Below are 16,235 nucleotides of genomic sequence, written 5' to 3' on the forward strand. Positions count from 1 at the left end.
TGCGTCAGACTCCCGCCCCATGCCCGGCTGGTACCTCGTGACGGCGACCGCCGCGGTCGTCGTGCTCGCCGTCCTGTTGATCGTGCGGGTGCGCATCCACCCCGCCGTGGTCCTCGCGCTCGCGGCGGCGACCGTCGGCCTCGTCACCGGCCTCGGTGTCGAGGGCACCGTCGACGCCGTCACCACCGGCTTCGGCGACATCATGGCCGACGCCGGCCTGCTGATCGCGTTCGGCGTGCTCATCGGCGCGCTGCTGCGCGCGGTGGGGGCGATCGAACGCCTGGTGGCGACGTTGCTGCGCTGGTTCGGCCCGCGGCGCATGCCGATGACCATGACGGTGGCGTGTGCGACGGTCCTGCAGCCGATCTTCGTGGACGTCCTCATCGTCATCGCGGCGCCCCTGGCCCGGCGCATCGCCGCGCGGATCGGGCCGACCGGCGTCCCGCGCATGGCGGCGGCGATCGCGATCGGCTGCGAATGCGGGATCGTGATGATGGTGCCGGGGATCGGCACGGTGGCCATCGCCGGTGTCCTCGGCGTCCCGCTCGGGCGGATGCTGATCTTCGGGCTCGTGGTGCTCGTGCCGACGGTGGTGATCGCCTCCGCGCTCACCGGCGCGATCCTCTCGCGCTGGTGGGACCCGGCGCGGGACGAGCCGGTGGTCGAGCATGAGCCCGAGGTCGAGGACGGGGACGGGGACGAGAGCGGGGTCGAGGACGAGGTGGTCGTCCCGACCTCCACCACTCCCCTGGCGGTCCTGCTCGCGCCCCTGCTGGGCGCCCTGACCCTCATCGCCGCCGGCGCGATCGTCGAGGCGGCCGGCGCGTCGGTGCCCGTGCTCGCCTTCGTCGCGGCGCCGCCGATCGCGCTGCTGCTCGGCGTGCTGGGCACCATGGCCGTGGCGCGCCGGGAGCTGGGCCGCGACGGGATCGAGGGCCCGCTCACCGAGGGCTTCCGCGAGAGCGGGCTGATCCTCGTGCTCACCGGTGTCGGCGGCTCGCTCGCCGAGGCGATCAAGCAGTCGGGGCTGGGCGAGGTGCTCGGCGGGCTGTTCTCGGCCAACACCGCGCTGCCGCTGGCGACGGTCTGGCTCACGGCCGCCGTCCTGCACGTCGCCGTGGGATCGGTGACGATCTCCGCGATCACCGCGGCGGGGGTGCTCGCGCCCGTCGCGCCGGCGATCGGGCTCGACCCGGTCCTCATCGCCCTGGCCGCCGGCACGGGCGCGCTGTTCCTCGTGCACGTCACGAGCAACACGTTCTGGCTGCTGCAGTCGCTGCTCGGGCAGACGGTGCGGGGCGCGCTGAAGACCTGCTCGTTCGGCGTCTCGGTCGCCTCGGTCGTCGGGCTGGGCGCCACGCTCGCCCTGGGCGCGGTGCTCTGAGATGGCCGGGTCGCCACGACCTCCACGGGCGCGACCGGCACGTTTGGCATGATCATCGGGCCTCGCGACCTGCCGAACGTGCCTCTCGCCCCAGCCACCCGAGCGCCGGCCGGTCACGAGCTCTCCCGGACCATCTCCTCGAGTTCCTCGTCGCCGCCGGCTGCTGTCTCCGCCCTGTGCAGGACCTCGGTCCGGGTGGGCTCGTCCAGGACCCCGGCGAGCGTCAGCAGGCAGAAGACGTGCAAGCGGGCGCCTCCGGGGAGGTCGTCCGCGAGTGCGCCGGCGACCTCGACGGCTTCGGTGGCCACCGCCACGGCCTCGGCGTCGCGTCCGACGTCCCGCATCGTGTCGGCGAGGTTGTTGAGCGACTCGGCGAGCTCCAGCCGTCCCAGAGCTGTTGCGTCGGCCCGCTGCCGCCGTAGTGCCACCGCCTCGGTGATCAACTCGAGGGCGACCACGTGCTCGCCCAGCTCGCTGCGGCAGAGGGCCTCGTCGTGGAGCACCGTCGAGAGCAGGTCAGGATCACCGGTGACGCGTCGCCGCACCTCGGCGAAGAGGGGAGCGGCGACGGCGTGCTCGCCGGCCTCGTCGAGGTGCTGGGCGAGTCCGTGCAGCGCGACGTTCAGGTCGTGGTCCCCGTCCGGCGAGCCGTCCGCCAGCTCGCGCAGGATCGCCACGGCCTCCTCGGCCGGCTCCGGGTCGCTCGTGGCCTTCGCGAGCTCGTGCAGGGCCCCGGCGAGCATCTGCCGTCGCGCGCGGCCTCGCCCGTCGGCGTGCCGTCGCATCAGCTCGACGGCCTCCTCGGCGTCCTCGACGGCTCCGGCGACGTCCTTCATCGCCAGTCGAGGTCCGACCCGTGCTCGCAGCGTCTCGGCGAGCTCGACCGCGTCCGAGCCCTCGGGGCCCGGACCGGCGATCTTGCGGAAGATGTCGACCGCCTCGTCGTAGCGGTCGAGCGCCGCGGACACGCGCCCCACATCGTCGAGCGCGCTCCCGAGGTTGTGCAGGGCTGCGGCGAGCGACGACAGCGAGACCGCCGGACGGGCGTCGGCGAGGTCCCGGTAGACGAGCACGGCCTCCGTCAGCCGGATGATGGCGGCCTCGGGGTCACCCGTCCGACGCAGCGCCGTGGCGCTGTTGTTGAGGGCGTCCGCCAGCGCGTCGAGATGTCGGTCGCCGTACCGCCCGACCAGGCCGCGCGCGAGCACGATGGCGCCGTCGGCCAGGGCAGCAGCCTTGGCGTGCTCCCGCCGCTCGGCGTACACCGCGCCGAGGTTCACCAGTGCCTGGATGTGGTCCTCGCGGTACCGGTCGGGCTGCTCGTCGGCGAGCTCCGCGCGGAGGGCCTCGGATGCGGACGCCGCTTCCAGCGCCGCGTCGAGATGCGCATCATCGAGGTGCGCGAGATCGAGGTGCGCGACGGCCAGGTTGGTCAGGATCGCCGCACGCTGGTCGAGCTCCTCGACCTCGGGATCGGTGGAGACGCGGGCCGCCTCGAGGGCGGCTTCCAGCGCCGCGACGGCCTCGCCGGGCCGATGCACGTTTCCGAGGAGGTTGCCGCGGGTGGCCATCAGTGTCGCGCGGTGGTGCGACGGTGCATCCGCGGGCAGCAGCGCCAGGCCCTGCTCGACACGGTCGAGGGCGTCATGGTGCTGGCCGAGGGCGTAGAGCACGGTCGCGAGGGTGTCGAGGGCCATCGCCGTGGCGGTCGGCTCCCTCAGCGTTCGGTACAGGTCGACGGCCGCGACGGCCTCGGCGAGGGCGTGCTCGGACTCGCCGATGTGATTGAGCCTGACGGCCAGATCGTGCGTCAGCCGGGCCCGCGTGACGGGATCCGGGTGGCTGCTGTTCTCCTCGCGACGCAAGGACGCCCGGGTCGCCACGACGGCGAGCCCCGCGAGCGCCGAGCTCCGGTCGGGAAGCTGGTCGAGTACGTCGGGACCGGCGTCCTCACCGACGAGACCCGACAGGACACGCCCGAGCGTGTCGTCGTCGAGGAGGTCGCCGGTGGAGACGGCGATCGCCAGCGGCACGTTGGTCGTCGGGTCGGCGCGCATCATCGCCGTCAGCGCGCGCTCGAGGTGAGGATGGCGGCCGGCCGCCCTGCTCAGGACGGTCAGAGCACGCGTGACGTCGCGGGTCCCGAAGGACGTCGCGATCCGGTCCGGGAGGTCCGGATGGTCGGCCAGCGTGTCGGAGACGAGCTCCTCGCCGAGCCGATCGGGTCGTAGCGACGAGAACGGAGGGGCATCCGGGTACGCCTCGGCGTGCCACCGCAGGTAGGGCACCGGATCGGCCGTCCGCAGCGCGTCGGCCACCAGGCTTCCCGCGTCCGCGTCGGGTGGAGCGGCCGTGAGGGTCGCGCAGGTGACGACGACGGCCAGGTGGTCGTCCGGCTCGGGATCGAGGCCGTGGGGCCGCGCCACGGACGCCCAGAAGCGGCGCTCATGGGCGAGGACCCGGCGCACGGGGTCCACGCTGCTCGTCGCGGGATGCGTGCGATCGAGCAGCTCGGCGAGCGCCGCAGCGTGGACGTCGAGGGCGTGGACGACGTCCAGCCGTGACGGCGAACGCGGCCGGCGAGCACCGGGAAGATGGTCGATGAAGGCGTCGAGAGCCCGCTCGAACTCGGCGACCGGATCGTTCGGCGCCAGCGGAGCGAGCGGCGTCCCGACAAGGCTCTCCGCGAGAGCCGCGACGTGCTCGTCGCGATGGCGCGCCAGGCGTTGACGCCACCGTCCCGCCGTCCTGGCGAGGAGCAGGACGCGCAGTGGGGCCGTCGCCGTTGCGGCGAGGAGGGCCCCGACCTGATCGGAACGGCCCTCCGCGTAGTCGACGACGACCAACGTCGGTACCCGCAGCGTGGCGAGGAGCGCCGGGTCGGCATCCTCGGCCAGCAACCCGGCCGGCCATCCCCGTTCGTGAGCGCAGGACACCAGGCGGAGCGCCAGTCGGGTCTTCCCCACGCCGCCACGACCTGTGCGGAGGCGCACCGGTTCACCTGCGACGGAGTCGAGCCAGCCGTCGAGGTCGGTCAGCTCCTCGTCTCGCCCGGCGAAGGGAACGATCCCGAACTCGGGCCGGAGGAGCGCGCTCGGCGACAGCTCTGCGGGGCGCACCGGTGGCGCCTCGAACACGCGGTGGACGGCGAGCTCGGGCACGAGCCGCAGGAGCCGGTCGATCAGGGCACCGGTGTCGCCGGTCAGGTCTCGGTGTCGCAATGGAGCCGTCTGGACGTCCTCCAGCCCGGCGAGCTCCCCGTCGAGCCCGAGCTCCGCCGGGCCGCTCGCTCCGTCGAGCACGACGGGAACGACGGGGACGTCTCGCCGGAGCGCGTGGAGGATCTCTCGGCGCACCCAGTCACCGGGGTCGTCGATGCGCCGGCTTCCCGGTCGGCCTGTGCCTGCCCAGGCGGGACCGATCACAGCGACGAGGACACGGGCCTCGTCCAGCGCCGACGTCAGCGCGTCCGGCCAGGGCGCACCCGGGAGCAGGGTGTCGGAGTCGCGGAACACCTGATCGGGACCGACCACCTCTGCGAGCCGCCCGGCGAGGTGTGCCGCGGCGATACCGCCGTCTGCGGTGCGGTAGCTGATGAAGACGTCAGGCCCTCGACCCACCCCACCCGCTCCCCCCGTCCGCGACCCACGCGCAGCAGCGTAGCGAGCTGCTGTCGTGCTTCCTGTCGCACAAGGCACGCGTGCCCGGTCTCAACCGTCGAGGTCGCTCAGGTTCCGCGGGCGTCCGTGCAGCTTCCGGCGGACGTTGACGACGAGCTGCCCGGTTGCGACGACGGCGAGCAGGGTCCACACCGCCGCTGCGACCGTCACCGTCACGCCGGCGACATCCGGCACGAGCCCCGCCACGAGGAACGCGAGACCACCGAGGAGCAGGCGGGCCGGGCGCTCGGGGAAGCTCACGAGACCGACCGCGCCCACGCCCTCGGCGGCCGCGCTCCCCCGGATCGACTCGTCGAGCACCGTGAGGACGGCGGCCGCGGCGCACAGCAGCCCGGGCGCTCCGAGGGCCCACAACCCGACGACCATGCTGAGGTCGCCGACCCGGTCGACCAGCTGGTCGACGACGCGACCCCAGGCCGTCGAGGAGTCCGTCAGCTGGGCGACGGCCCCGTCGACGCCGTCGAGCACCGCCACCACCACGACGAGGGCCGCGGCGAGCACCGGCCAGCGTCCGCCGAGCGCGGCGACGGCACCGACGGCGATCGCACCCACGCCGCCGACCAGCGTGACCGTGGTCGGCGAGACCCCGCGACGGGCGAGCGGGGCTCCGAAGAAGTGGGCGACACGCAACCAGGCCCGGGTGGGCCGGGAGCCGCGGACGTCGTAGCCGCCGTGGGCCCGCGACCAGCGGTCGAAGTAGCCCTCGAGGTCATCGACGTCCACCCGCATCACCCCGCGAGCACTGTAGTCGTCGTTCCCCGGACAGCCCGAGATCGGCGACCACCGGGTCGTGATCGCTCGCCCCGGTGCCGCGCACGATCCACGAGCCCCCGACGTCCCAGTCGCCGCTCGCGAGGATCCAGTCCAGGCGCAGCCGACCGCGGTGGAAGCGGCGCGCCACCGCCGCGTCGAGCCGCCCGAACCCGTGGAAGGTGTCCTCGTCCTGGACGCACGTGTCCGCGTATCCCTGGGCGAGCAGGGTCCGGTGCGCCGCCGAGCCGGGCGGGCAGTTGAAGTCGCCGGTGACGACGGTCGGCTCCGCGCTGCCCGCCAGCCGGTGGAGCAGCAGGGCGACGCTCTCCACCCGGGCGCGGTCGCTCCAGTGGTCGAGGTGCACGTTGACGTGCCGGAAGGTGGTGTCGGTGCCGCGGACCCCGAACCGCACCCAGTTCAGCGCGCGCACGTTCCGCGAGTCCCACGACGCCGACGGGACCTCGGGGGTCGCGCTGAGCCAGAACCCGCCGGAGCCGAGCACCTCGAGCCGGTCGCGGGCGTAGAGGATCGCGTTGTGCTCCGGGCGCCATCGCGGGCCCGCGGCCGGACCGAGGACGAGCCCGTAGCCGGGCAGCTCGTCGCGGTAGGTCGCGAGCGCCGGGCGCTGCAGTTCCTGGACGCCGAGCACGTCGGGCGCCTGGTCGAGAACGGTCGCGACGCTGGCGCGCGCCCGGTGCGACCAGCCGTGTCGGCCGTCCACGGGCGTCGTGAACCCGCGGATGTTGAACGTCATGAACCGCAGGCGTGCCGGTCCCGGGATCAGAGCTCCGCGAGGGTCGTGTCGAGCAGCGCGCAGAGCTCGCTCTTCGCGAGGTCCCGGGGAGGGCGGTCGGGCGCCTGGTCGGGACGTCGGTAGACCTCGGTGACCGAGGCGCGGTCCGCACCCTGGAGGACCAGCGTCGCGACGAGGCCGCGCCCCAGGGGCTCGGCGGTGTGCACGACGCTCGTGTCGCACCGGTAGACGTCGCCGGCCGGACGGACGACGACGGGGCTCGACCGCAGGGTGGCCGTGCCGGCGGGCTGCAGCCCGTCGAGCTCGGGTCCCCAGCGGAAGCGGTCGTGCTCGAGGCCGTCGGGATGCTGCACGAAGTGCTGCACCTCGAGACCGGCGCCGCAGATGACCGTGGAGGCGAAGTCCCACCGGTGGCTGTGGGCGTTCGTCTCCCCCCGCGGCGCGACGCCGAGGTCGGCCGCCGGCCACACGTGCAGCCGCATCCGGAAGCGGGGAAGCACGGCCTCGTGGAGAACGATCTTCGCGAACCCGTTCGGGTGCCAGCACGACGCCTTGGCGACCTCGGTGAGACGGGGGTCGTCGTCGCGGAGTGCCCGCAGGAGCGCCCACTGCGCCGCGGGTTCCGCCCGCACCGTCGCGATGGCCGCGGTCAGCTCGTCGAGGGTCGGCTCGGCGGACAGGCAGGCGGCGATGCCGTCGTGGAGCGCGCTCTCCGGTCCGCTCACGGCTGCTGGTCCGGGACAGCTCGGGGCTGGGGCACGATCGCATGACGTTCGGCGGCCAGCCGGGTTGCCGTGACGGCGTCATATTGCAGCCAGATGGGGACGTCGCCGTTGGGCCACACGAACAGCCCGAGACCGGCGTCGTAGAAGCTCCACAGCGAGTCGAGCAGCACCTGGATGCGGGGCCACGGCGGGTCCTCGACGAGACACAGTGCGCGGGCGACCAGCGCCGGGGTGAAGTGCCGGATCTCCAGGTCGCGCACCCGTCCGTGCTCGTCCTTGGGCTCCAGGTTCTCGCGGATCACGTCGTCGTGGGAGCCCGAGAGCAGCCACTGGGTACCCGCCGCGACGGCCTCGTCGACCTCGTCCGCGTCGGTGGCGGCGCCGGTCGCACGCAGGATCCGCAGGGCGATCACGGCGCGGGCCGTGTGGGCCGCCGACGGTCGAGGGCGTCCGCCGACCGCACCGGAGGTCTTCTCCGGCCACACCCCGAGCGTTCCCTCGGCCTGCCGCAGCGCGAGCAGGTCACGGACGGTCCGGCGCGTGAACGCGCTGTCCGGGCGCATCCGGGCGAGCACCTCGAGCACGCTGGTGAGGATGAAGGTGTTCGCGCGCGCGGGCCCGGACGTCAGCGACTCCAGGACGTCCAGGGAGGGACCGAGCGGCTTCGGACCGCCGATGTGGCTCAGCGCGTCGATGACGACCGCGGTGGCCTCCGGCCGGGGTCCCGACCCTCGGGAGGTCCACCCGCCCCCGCGCTCCTGGGCGCCGTGGAGCCAGGTGCCGAGGGCGTGTGGGTCGACGTAGGGGGCGTCGATCAGCGCGAGTGTCTTGATCGCGTAGGCCGAGCTCAGCGGCGTCACGCCGAGGTCGCGGCGGAAGTCGCGGGTCCATCCCTGGGGCGAGCCGTTCCCGTCGACGACGAGGTTGTCGACGATCGCCCGACCCAGAGCCTGGTACACGTCGCGCAGGGTCGTCGGGGTCGGGGCGACCGGCGCCGCGACCTCGTCGTCGACCTCCCCCCGGATCGAGGCGGCGAGCTCGACCAGCGCCCGCCGCGCACCCAGGAGCGTGTCGAGGTGGTCGACCTTGCCCGGCGACGGCAGGTGGCGCCCCGTCTCCCACTGGGACAGCGTGGCGCGCTTGACGCGGAGGGTGTCGGCGAGCTGCTGCTGCGTCCGCCCCGCACGGACCCGGTGCTCGCGCAGGACACGACCGAAGGCCTCGGCGTTGAGGCTCCCGCTCGTTCCGACGGCCGTCATCACATCACCTACCTCGGTAGGCCATCGATCCGGCCAGCGTAGCGACCCCACCAAGCGCGGCGCCCGGCTGCCACCAGCGTGTCCATCGCCTGCACGCGATCTTCCCTTCGGTGGATCAGTCACGGTTGCGTCCCGATCCCTTCGGCGGCAGCAAAGTAGGTAGGTGTACGACCCTTACCCTACCTACTCTCTTACCTACTGTAGGTCGGCGTCGGGGAGTCGCGTCATGACGGTCACCACCAGCTCTCAGCGCACCAGTCGGTCCCGCGGCCGTGCACCGCGTCCGATCCCGACCGGGACGGGGACGTCGTGAGCACCCGGCGCCACGACCCCGGCAGCCGGGGCCAGTGGCCGATCCCGACCGACCCGCAGGGAGTCGGCTGGGCGCTGCTCCGCCACCGGTCCCTCGTCGTCGCCCTGCTCTGGGTCATCGGACCACTCGCCGTCGTGTGGGTGGCCACCGGGTCCTGGGAGGTCATGGCCGCGCTCGCCGGGTGCCAGGCGGCGGCGCTCGCCGTCCCCGACCTCCGCGACGCCCTCGGTGCCCAGGTACGGCGGCTCGTGATCGAGCGCCGGCTCCGGACCGCCTTCCTCGAGCTCCCGGTGTGCAACCGCTCGGGGACGGTCCCGACGGTGGTGCGCAGCGCGGCCCGGACGAACGGGACCTACGTCCTGGTGTGGTGCCCGGCCGGCGTCACGGTCGCGCAGCTCGGTGCGGAGGCGGCAGCGCTCGCCGAGGCGTGCTTCGTCGACGAGGTCGTGGTGGAGCCCCACTCGCGGTGGCCGAACATGGCGGTGCTGTTCGTCGTGCGGCACGGGCTCGGGACGACCACGGGCTCGTCGGACGGGCCCGTTCAGTAGGTCCGCTGCAGTCGCGCGCTCAGCGGGCGGCCGTCGGGGTCGAGCACCATCCGGTAGGCGGGGCCGGTGATCCACCGACGTCGCAGGGTCAGCTCCACCTGCTCGTGGGCGGGAGTGTGGCGGCGCATCCGGCCCGGCGGCCGCGGGCCCTGCTCGCCCCCGGCGTGCCAGGCGTCGAGCGCCGCGGCGCGGGAGCGCACGAGCTCGGCGGCGTGGTCGGGGTCGAGCAGTGCGGCGTCGTCGGGCTCGCCCAGGTGCTCGCGCATCAGCTCGAGGCGCAGCCGGCGGGCCAGGACGCGGGCGCCGTCGCCCAGCCCGCCCGGGTCGGCGGGAGCGCGCCGGTCGCGCTCCTCGTCGAGGATCGCGGTCACCAGCTCCGAGTCGTGCGTCCACGACCGGGAGTTGAAGTTGTTGCTGCCGACGGTGCACCACACGTCGTCGACGACGCAGATCTTGGCGTGCACGTAGACCGGGCTCGCCTCGTCGTTCTCGACGTCGAGGATCTGCACGCGGTCGCCACCGGCCTCGTGCACCATCGCGACCGCCTCCGCCTGCCCGATCATCGCGGGGCTCGGACCGGCGTCGGCGTGCGGGCGCGGCACCACCGCGACCAGGTGCAGCTGGGGCGCGCGGCGCAGCGCGGCCGCGAAGACCCGGGCCACGTCGGCCGACCAGAGGTACTGGTCCTCGACGTAGACCAGCCGCTGTGCCCGCCCCAGGGCCTTGATGAACGCCCGGGCGACGCTGCGCTCGCCCCACGGCGCGTACGGCAGCGGCGGGGTCCGGCGGGGGTAGGTGCGCAGGACCTGGATCGCGCAGCGCCCCGCGGCGGGTGGGTCGGGGGTCGGGGGCGGGAGGACGGCGCCCCGTCGCGGCAGGCGGTGGACGAGGTCGGGGACGACGTGCCACGGCAGCCGCACCAGCGGCGTCGGGTCGATCCAGCGCTCCAGGAACACCTCGTGGAGGTCCCGGACGACGGGTCCGCGCAGCTCGAGCTGGGCGTCGTGGCGGGGATCGCGGTCGTAGGCGTCGCCGGACGCGACCGACTGCGGATCTCCGCGGTGGACGATGTCGTCACGAGCGCCGAGGACGAGGTCGATGCCGCCGACGTAGGCGACGTCGCCGGCCGGGTCGGTGTCGCCGCGGATCACCACGAGCTTCTGGTGGTGGCTGCCCAGCGGCCGGATGCGCTGGTCGAGCAGGACCTCGCCGCCGGCCGCGCGCAGGGCCGCGGCGAGACGGCGGTTCTGGGTGACGTGGTAGCCGAACACCGACAGGTGCGAGCGCCACAGCAGCCCGCACACCCGCGTCCCGCAGCGCGCGGCGTCCGCCAGGGCCTCGGCGACGGTCGGCCCGTCGTCGACGAGCTGCTGGTCGCCGTCGCCGCGCCAGCCCAGGAACAGCACCTGGTCGCCGGGGCCGGTCGCGGCCAGGCGCTCGGCGAGGGTCGCGTAGTAGGCGTGGCCGTGGACGCGCAGCCGGACGTCGTTGCCCTCGGTCCACGGCCGGAGCCGTGTCGCGGGGTTGCCGCGCTCCTGCTCGGTGAGGAACCAGTCGTCGATCCGCGGTTCCCCCGTGGGCTCGTGGAGTCCCAGCGCCGCGCGCAGTCCCGGCAGCATCTCCTCGCCGTTCGGGGCCTCGACGACCGGTGGGCTGTCGTCGCGGGCGACCGGCGAGTCGGACCGCACCACGTCGACGAGGCGGCGCAGGGCGATCGCAGCGACCCGGTCGGGGTGGTCGCGGGCGAAGTCGGCGAAGAGCTGGGGGTCGTGACCGGCGTCGTCGCCGACGAGCACCCAGGAGACGTCCGGATGCTCGACGGCGAGGCGCTCGAGGGCGTCGCGCTTGGCCTCGAGCCCCGCCCCGAACAGCCATCCCGAGAAGAGGCGGCGCCCGGCCATCAGCAGCGTGCCCGGCGGGTACTGGTCGTGGCGCAGCGCCGCCCGCACGACGCGGGCGAGCCGGATCGGCAGACCCGTCAGGAAGTAGACCTCGGCGCCCGGCGCCGCGACCGTCCGCAGCACCCGCTGCATCCCCAGCAGTGAGCGCCGGTCGTGCGGGCCGCGGGTGGCCAGGGCGCGGAGGCGGCCCCACTGGCGCCGCAGCGGCGCCACGCGCAGGACACCGTCGACGTCGTAGACGACCCCGAGCGTGGTCGGCGGTGTCGGGGTCACCGTTCGCATCGTGGCCGGACGGCCGATGCGGGACAAGGTGCCCTGTCGGACCCCGGTGCCATCATCGCCGCGTGACCAGCTGGCAGGACGTCGAGAAGGCCGCGCCGGAGTTCGCCGGGCGCGTGCGGGCGCTCTTCGAGGCCCACAAGCACAAGACCCTGGCGACGCTGCGCGCCGACGGGTCGCCGCGGATCTCCGGCATCGAGACGGAGTTCACCGACGGTGAGCTGACGTTCGGCTCGATGTCCGCCGCCCGGAAGGGCGCCGACCTGCGCCGCGACCCCCGCTTCGCCCTGCACAGCGCCACCGTCGATCCCGTGGAGGGCGCGGAGGCGCAGTGGCCGGGCGAGGCGAAGATCGCCGGCCGCGCGGTCGCCGCGGGCGCCGTCACCGAGGGGCCGGGCGGCGACCTCTTCCACGCCGACATCACCGAGGTCGTCCACACCCACCTCAACGCCCAGGCGACGCTCCTCGTCGTGGAGTGGTGGACGCCCGCGCGGGGGCTGCGCACGGTCGAGCGCGAGTAGGCCGGTCAGAAGGTCAACGTCGTCTCGTGCGGGCCCTGGTCGAAGCGGCGCCGCCCGATGCGCGCGAGGAGGAACAGGATCGTGCCCACCACGACGAACGCGGCCCCGAGCAACCAGATCTCCAGCGACTGCTGGGTCAACAGCACGATGCTGGCGATGATCGCGAGCACGGGGATGATCGTGGGCACCCGGAAGTGCTCGTGGGGCACCTCGTCCTTCTTGAGCACCAGGCACGAGACGTTCGTCGAGATGAAGACGAACAACAGGAGGAGCACCGTGGTGTCGGCGAGGGTGCCGATGTTGCCGACGAAGCTCATGCCGATCGTGGCCGCGCCGACGGCGAGGATCGCGACCCAGGGCGTCCGCCGTGTCGGCGCGACGTTGCCGAAGATCGACGGCAGCAGGCCGACCTCGGCGAGCCCGTAGGTCGCCCGGCTCGCCATCACCATGAACAGCAGCGCGCCGTTGGCGATGGCGACGAGCGCGATCAGGGAGAACAGCCAGCCGGGAATGGGCAGCCCGGATGCGGTGATCACCTCGAGGAGCGGGCCGGTGGACTCGGCCATCACGTTCGGGTCGACGACGATGGCGGAGCCGAGCGCGATGAGCAGGTAGATGACGCCGGCGGTGCTGATCGCCCCGAACAGTGCCCTCGGATATGCCCGGCTCGGCTCCTTGACCTCCTCGGCCATGTTCGCGGCCGCCTCGAAGCCCAGGAACGAGAAGAACGCGACCACCGAGGCGGCGAAGGCGCCGACGAGGATCGGCTGGTCGGGCGACGGCATCAGGATGCGCGCCGGGTCGCCACCGCCACTGCCGAAGACGATCGCCGCGACGACGATGACCATCACCAGACCGGTGGTCTCGATGATCGTCGCGACCGTGTTCGCGGCCAGGGACTCCCGGACGCCCCGGAGGTTGATCCCGATGAGGACCAGGAGGAACACCACGGTGACCGGCGCGGCCGGCACGTCGACGAGCGTCGTGAAGTAGTCGCCCGCGAACGCGTTGGCGAGCAGTGCGGCGGTGACGATTCCGGACGAGAGCATGAAGAACCCGACGATGAAGGTCAGGAACGGCTTCTTGTAGGCGCGTTCCGCATAGCGCGCGGCGCCTCCGGCGTGCGGGTACTTCGAGATCATCTCGGCGTAGGTCCCCGCCGTCAGCAGCGCGACGACCAGCGCGATCACCAGAGGCAGCCACAGCATGCCGCCGACGTCCTCGGCCATCGTGCCGACGAGGGTGTAGATGCCCGCGCCGAGGGTGTCGCCCACGATGAAGAAGAACAGCAGCACCGTGCCGACGTTCCGTGCCAGCTTGGTCTCCTGCGCCGGCGGCTCGGTCGTCTGCCCGGTGTCGGTCATGTGCGGAATGGTCGGTCAGAAGCGGACAGAACGCACGTTCAGCACCGATCCGAAACATGACCTCAACACGATGACGCGACCGTCGCGGCGACCTCGCCGAGGCGCTCGAGGTCCCCGCGCAGCGCAGGGAGGCGGTCACGATGGGCGGGGAGGACGGTGGCGATCAGATGGTCGACGGGCGCCGGGAGGGAGACGACGGTGAACTCCTGCCGGATACGGGTGGCGGCGCCGGCGGGCTCGAGACGCACGGTCCAGTCCGTGGAGTCGCCGAGGAGCCGCGGGCCGTGGGTGCGCCACGCGAGCTCGCGCGGGGCGTCGACGACGCGCAGCGTGCAGACCCGCGCCCATCGGATCCGTCCGGCCTCGTTGGCGCCCCGGAAGCGGACACCGGGCGCCGCCGCCGTCGCGCCGCCGAGCCACTCCGCGCGGGAGCACTCGTGGCTCCACTCCCCGATCCTGGTGACATCGGCGAGGACCGCCCAGACCGCCTCCGGTGGGGCGTCGACGACCACCTCGACGGCGCCGTGGCGGGGCAGCCGCGGGATCACGACGACACCCCGACCGACGTGCCGGCCCAGCGGGCCGCCGCGCGGCGTCGGTACCCGGGACCGAAGACGTGCAGGACGATCTGGCGCGGCAGCCACGCCACCTCGGCCTCGACGACCGCCCGACGGTCCGGGTCCAGGCCGTCGAGCAGCCAGTTGCCCTCCTCGGCCAGCGTCGGCAACGACTTCGGCGCGATGTTGAAGCGCTGGTCCCAGGTGTGCCACTCGCGGTGGGTGATGGTGGCCGAGACCAGGGGCATCGCCTCGTTCTCCTCGCGGTCGAGGTGCGGCAGCAGCACGGCCTCGAGGTCGTCGAGCGCGGCGAGCAGCGCCCGCCGGTCGTCGTCGGCGCCCGAGTCGCCCCACCGGGCGGCGGCCGTGCGCAGCGCGTCCATGGCGGGGTCGATGGCGGCGTGGTCCTCGGCCATGACGTCCAGGAGGTCGGCCGCTTCCGGGCTCTTCGAGCGGACGAGGGGGTAGAGACCGTCGTCCTCCCCGGTGTGGTGGGCGTGCAGGAGGTCCATCAGCCAGGCGAGGTGTGCGGCGAGGGCCCGCCGTCGTCGCGGGGGTGGGGTGCCGGCCAGGGCGTGGCGGGTCCGTCCGAGATCGCGGCGCAGCGCGTCGTGGACGATCCCCATCATGCGGGTGTCGGCCTGGCCGTCCCATGTCATCGTCATGATCCGTTCTCCAGTTCTGTGATCAGGGTGAGGACCCACTGCTGGTACTGCTCGACGCTCCAGCCCGAGCGGTGTACGAGGAGCTCGTAGACCTCGGGACAGGTCTGCGCCCAGAACAGGTCGACCTCGCGGTCGTCGACCGGGCGGCCGAGGACGAGCCGCAGCCCGTCGGCCGTGGAACCACGCCGGCCCTGTTCCTGCGTGGTCCGCAGCTCCGCGAGGGCCGGTTCGCTCCCGGCGCCCTCGCGGAGGGCGAGGTGCAGGCCGATGGTGCGGACGTGGATGTCGGTGATCAGCGCGGCACCGGCCGCGGCGCGGGCGGCGAGGTCGCCCTCCCCCAGCGCGCGGAACAGGGGCCGCTCGGCCAGGGGCACCGGCTCGTCGTCGCCGACGACGGCGCCGTCGAGGGCCGCCGTCAGCAGCCCGACCTTGCCGCCCAGCGTCCCGTAGATCGTCTCGACGGATACCTGGGCGGCCCGGGCGACGTCGCGCATGCCGGTGGCGGCCCAGCCCTTCTCGGCGAACAGCTCGCGCGCGGCGCGCAGGACCGCGGTGCGCGTCTGCGCGGCCTGCAACGCCCGCCGCGGGGACCGGTACGCCCGGGTCGTCGGCTCTGCCATACCGCCGAAGGTAGAACGGCTATGCAGTGAATACAAACATGTTACCGAGCGGCGCCGACCGACTCCCCTGAGCGACGTCGTCGCAGGTCAGGGCGGGTCGTCCACCGCGAGGGCGACGAAGCAGTACCGGTTGAGGCTGAAGAGGTAGTCGGTGCCCCGGGAGCGGAGGTCGGCGGCCCAGCGCGCGACGTCGTCCTCGGTGAGCCCCTGCCGGCCGGCGACGAAGGCGGCGATCGTGCCGATCGTCCCGGCGCTGTAGGTGTCCTCGTCGTGGACCGGGTTGAACAGCGGGATCAGCCGCCGCTCGACGACCCGGAACCCCGCCCGTTCCAGCAGCCCCGGCAGGGTCCGGGGCAGGCGCGGATCGACGAGGTGCTCCTCCCACGCCGCCATGACCCGGCGGTGCAGCTCCCGGTCGGCGGCGTGCCACACCACCGAGTCCCAGTCGGTGTCCAGCAGGAGCACCCGCCCGCCCGGTCGCAGGACCCGCCGGACCTCGACGAGCGCCCCCGGGACGTCGGCGACGTACTCGTAGACCTGCGTGGACACGACGGCGTCGACGGCCGCCGCGCCGTAGGGCAGCGCCTCGGCGCTCCCCTCGTCGATGCCGACCCAGGCGAGGTCACCGCACCGGGCCTGCGCGAGGGCGTTCATGGCGGGGCTGGGTTCGAGGCCCCGCGCCGTGCCGTTCGGGCCGACGGCCTCGGCGATCGCGCGCAGCAGGAAGCCGGGCCCGGACCCGATGTCGAGCACGTCCTCGCCCGGCGCGGGCGCGAGCAGCTCGAGCACCTGCTCGCGCTGCGCCACCACGTCGCGCGTGGCGTAGACGCGCTCGATCCGCCGGGCGGCGTCGTCGCCGAACTCCAGCAGGGACACCGCGACAGGATAGGGACGCTGCGCGGCCCCGAACGC

14 protein-coding genes are annotated in these 16,235 nt (G+C 73.7%); 3 read left to right on the forward strand and 11 right to left on the reverse strand.

Annotated features, from left to right (window positions below; translation table 11 throughout):
- The first annotated feature begins 19 nt into the window (after positions 1–19).
- On the forward strand, positions 20–1,384 hold the full coding sequence (locus tag WCD41_RS22625; protein ID WP_337716667.1) for a GntP family permease: 1,365 nt from the start codon (positions 20–22) through the stop codon (positions 1,382–1,384).
- 113 nt (positions 1,385–1,497) lie between these two features.
- On the opposite strand, the gene WCD41_RS22630 is transcribed toward WCD41_RS22625, so the two are convergent.
- From WCD41_RS22630 to WCD41_RS22650, 5 genes are all read right to left on the reverse strand, one after another.
- The gene (locus WCD41_RS22630; RefSeq protein WP_337716669.1) at positions 1,498–5,004 is read right to left on the reverse strand and encodes a tetratricopeptide repeat protein; all 3,507 of its coding nucleotides are present in this window, start codon (positions 5,002–5,004) and stop codon (positions 1,498–1,500) included.
- A 90-nt stretch (positions 5,005–5,094) separates the two neighbouring features.
- Entirely contained in the window at positions 5,095–5,787 is a 693-nt protein-coding gene (locus tag WCD41_RS22635) for a CDP-alcohol phosphatidyltransferase family protein (protein WP_337716670.1), read from the reverse strand.
- On the reverse strand, positions 5,774–6,571 hold the full coding sequence (locus WCD41_RS22640; protein ID WP_337716672.1) for an endonuclease/exonuclease/phosphatase family protein: 798 nt from the start codon (positions 6,569–6,571) through the stop codon (positions 5,774–5,776). Before WCD41_RS22640 ends, WCD41_RS22635 begins: the two co-directional genes overlap by 14 nt.
- Positions 6,572–6,597: 26 nt before the next feature.
- Positions 6,598–7,296, reverse strand: a complete 699-nt coding sequence (locus WCD41_RS22645; protein ID WP_337716674.1) for a hypothetical protein — start codon at positions 7,294–7,296, stop codon at positions 6,598–6,600.
- Positions 7,293–8,555: a helix-turn-helix domain-containing protein gene (locus WCD41_RS22650; protein ID WP_337716676.1), complete on the reverse strand. Its 1,263-nt coding sequence runs from the start codon at positions 8,553–8,555 to the stop codon at positions 7,293–7,295. Before WCD41_RS22650 ends, WCD41_RS22645 begins: the two co-directional genes overlap by 4 nt.
- Before the next feature lie 309 nt (positions 8,556–8,864).
- Between WCD41_RS22650 and WCD41_RS22655 the strand changes: the two genes are divergently transcribed.
- Positions 8,865–9,416 (forward strand): hypothetical protein, encoded by a 552-nt coding sequence (locus WCD41_RS22655; protein ID WP_337716678.1) that lies wholly within the window; start codon positions 8,865–8,867, stop codon positions 9,414–9,416.
- Here the strand turns inward: WCD41_RS22655 and WCD41_RS22660 are convergent.
- Entirely contained in the window at positions 9,410–11,590 is a 2,181-nt protein-coding gene (locus WCD41_RS22660) for a phosphatase domain-containing protein (RefSeq protein WP_337716680.1), read from the reverse strand. The two genes, WCD41_RS22655 and WCD41_RS22660, sit on opposite strands and share 7 nt — an antisense overlap.
- 71 nt (positions 11,591–11,661) lie before the next feature.
- Here WCD41_RS22660 and WCD41_RS22665 point away from each other — a divergent pair, with 71 nt between their 5' ends.
- Positions 11,662–12,117, forward strand: coding sequence for a pyridoxamine 5'-phosphate oxidase family protein (locus WCD41_RS22665; protein WP_337716682.1), 456 nt, complete (start codon positions 11,662–11,664; stop codon positions 12,115–12,117).
- 5 nt (positions 12,118–12,122) lie between these two features.
- Here WCD41_RS22665 and WCD41_RS22670 read toward each other — a convergent pair whose 3' ends face one another.
- The 5 genes from WCD41_RS22670 to WCD41_RS22690 all read right to left on the reverse strand — a co-directional run bounded on the left by WCD41_RS22670 (position 12,123) and on the right by WCD41_RS22690 (position 16,199).
- On the reverse strand, positions 12,123–13,481 hold the full coding sequence (locus tag WCD41_RS22670; RefSeq protein WP_337716684.1) for an APC family permease: 1,359 nt from the start codon (positions 13,479–13,481) through the stop codon (positions 12,123–12,125).
- 62 nt (positions 13,482–13,543) lie between these two features.
- Complete coding sequence (locus WCD41_RS22675) at positions 13,544–14,029, reverse strand: SRPBCC family protein (protein ID WP_337716686.1); 486 nt, start codon at positions 14,027–14,029, stop codon at positions 13,544–13,546.
- Positions 14,026–14,703, reverse strand: a complete 678-nt coding sequence (locus tag WCD41_RS22680; RefSeq protein WP_337716688.1) for a hemerythrin domain-containing protein — start codon at positions 14,701–14,703, stop codon at positions 14,026–14,028. Before WCD41_RS22680 ends, WCD41_RS22675 begins: the two co-directional genes overlap by 4 nt.
- On the reverse strand, positions 14,700–15,323 hold the full coding sequence (locus WCD41_RS22685) for a TetR/AcrR family transcriptional regulator (protein WP_337716690.1): 624 nt from the start codon (positions 15,321–15,323) through the stop codon (positions 14,700–14,702). Before WCD41_RS22685 ends, WCD41_RS22680 begins: the two co-directional genes overlap by 4 nt.
- An 87-nt stretch (positions 15,324–15,410) precedes the next feature.
- Positions 15,411–16,199, reverse strand: a complete 789-nt coding sequence (locus WCD41_RS22690) for a methyltransferase domain-containing protein (RefSeq protein WP_337716692.1) — start codon at positions 16,197–16,199, stop codon at positions 15,411–15,413.
- Between the last annotated feature and the right edge of the window lie 36 nt (positions 16,200–16,235).

It is taken from the genome of Actinomycetospora aeridis (genome assembly GCF_037400275.1).
Lineage (GTDB): Bacteria > Actinomycetota > Actinomycetes > Mycobacteriales > Pseudonocardiaceae > Actinomycetospora > Actinomycetospora aeridis.

Coding starts and splice junctions, on each gene's coding strand:
- WCD41_RS22625 (WP_337716667.1), top strand. CDS start 20: ATGCCCGGCTGGTACCTCGTGACGGCGACCGCCGCGGTCGTCGTGCTC.
- WCD41_RS22640 (WP_337716672.1), bottom strand. CDS start 6,571: ATGACGTTCAACATCCGCGGGTTCACGACGCCCGTGGACGGCCGACAC.
- WCD41_RS22650 (WP_337716676.1), bottom strand. CDS start 8,555: ATGACGGCCGTCGGAACGAGCGGGAGCCTCAACGCCGAGGCCTTCGGT.
- WCD41_RS22670 (WP_337716684.1), bottom strand. CDS start 13,481: ATGACCGACACCGGGCAGACGACCGAGCCGCCGGCGCAGGAGACCAAG.
- WCD41_RS22680 (WP_337716688.1), bottom strand. CDS start 14,703: ATGACGATGACATGGGACGGCCAGGCCGACACCCGCATGATGGGGATC.
- WCD41_RS22685 (WP_337716690.1), bottom strand. CDS start 15,323: ATGGCAGAGCCGACGACCCGGGCGTACCGGTCCCCGCGGCGGGCGTTG.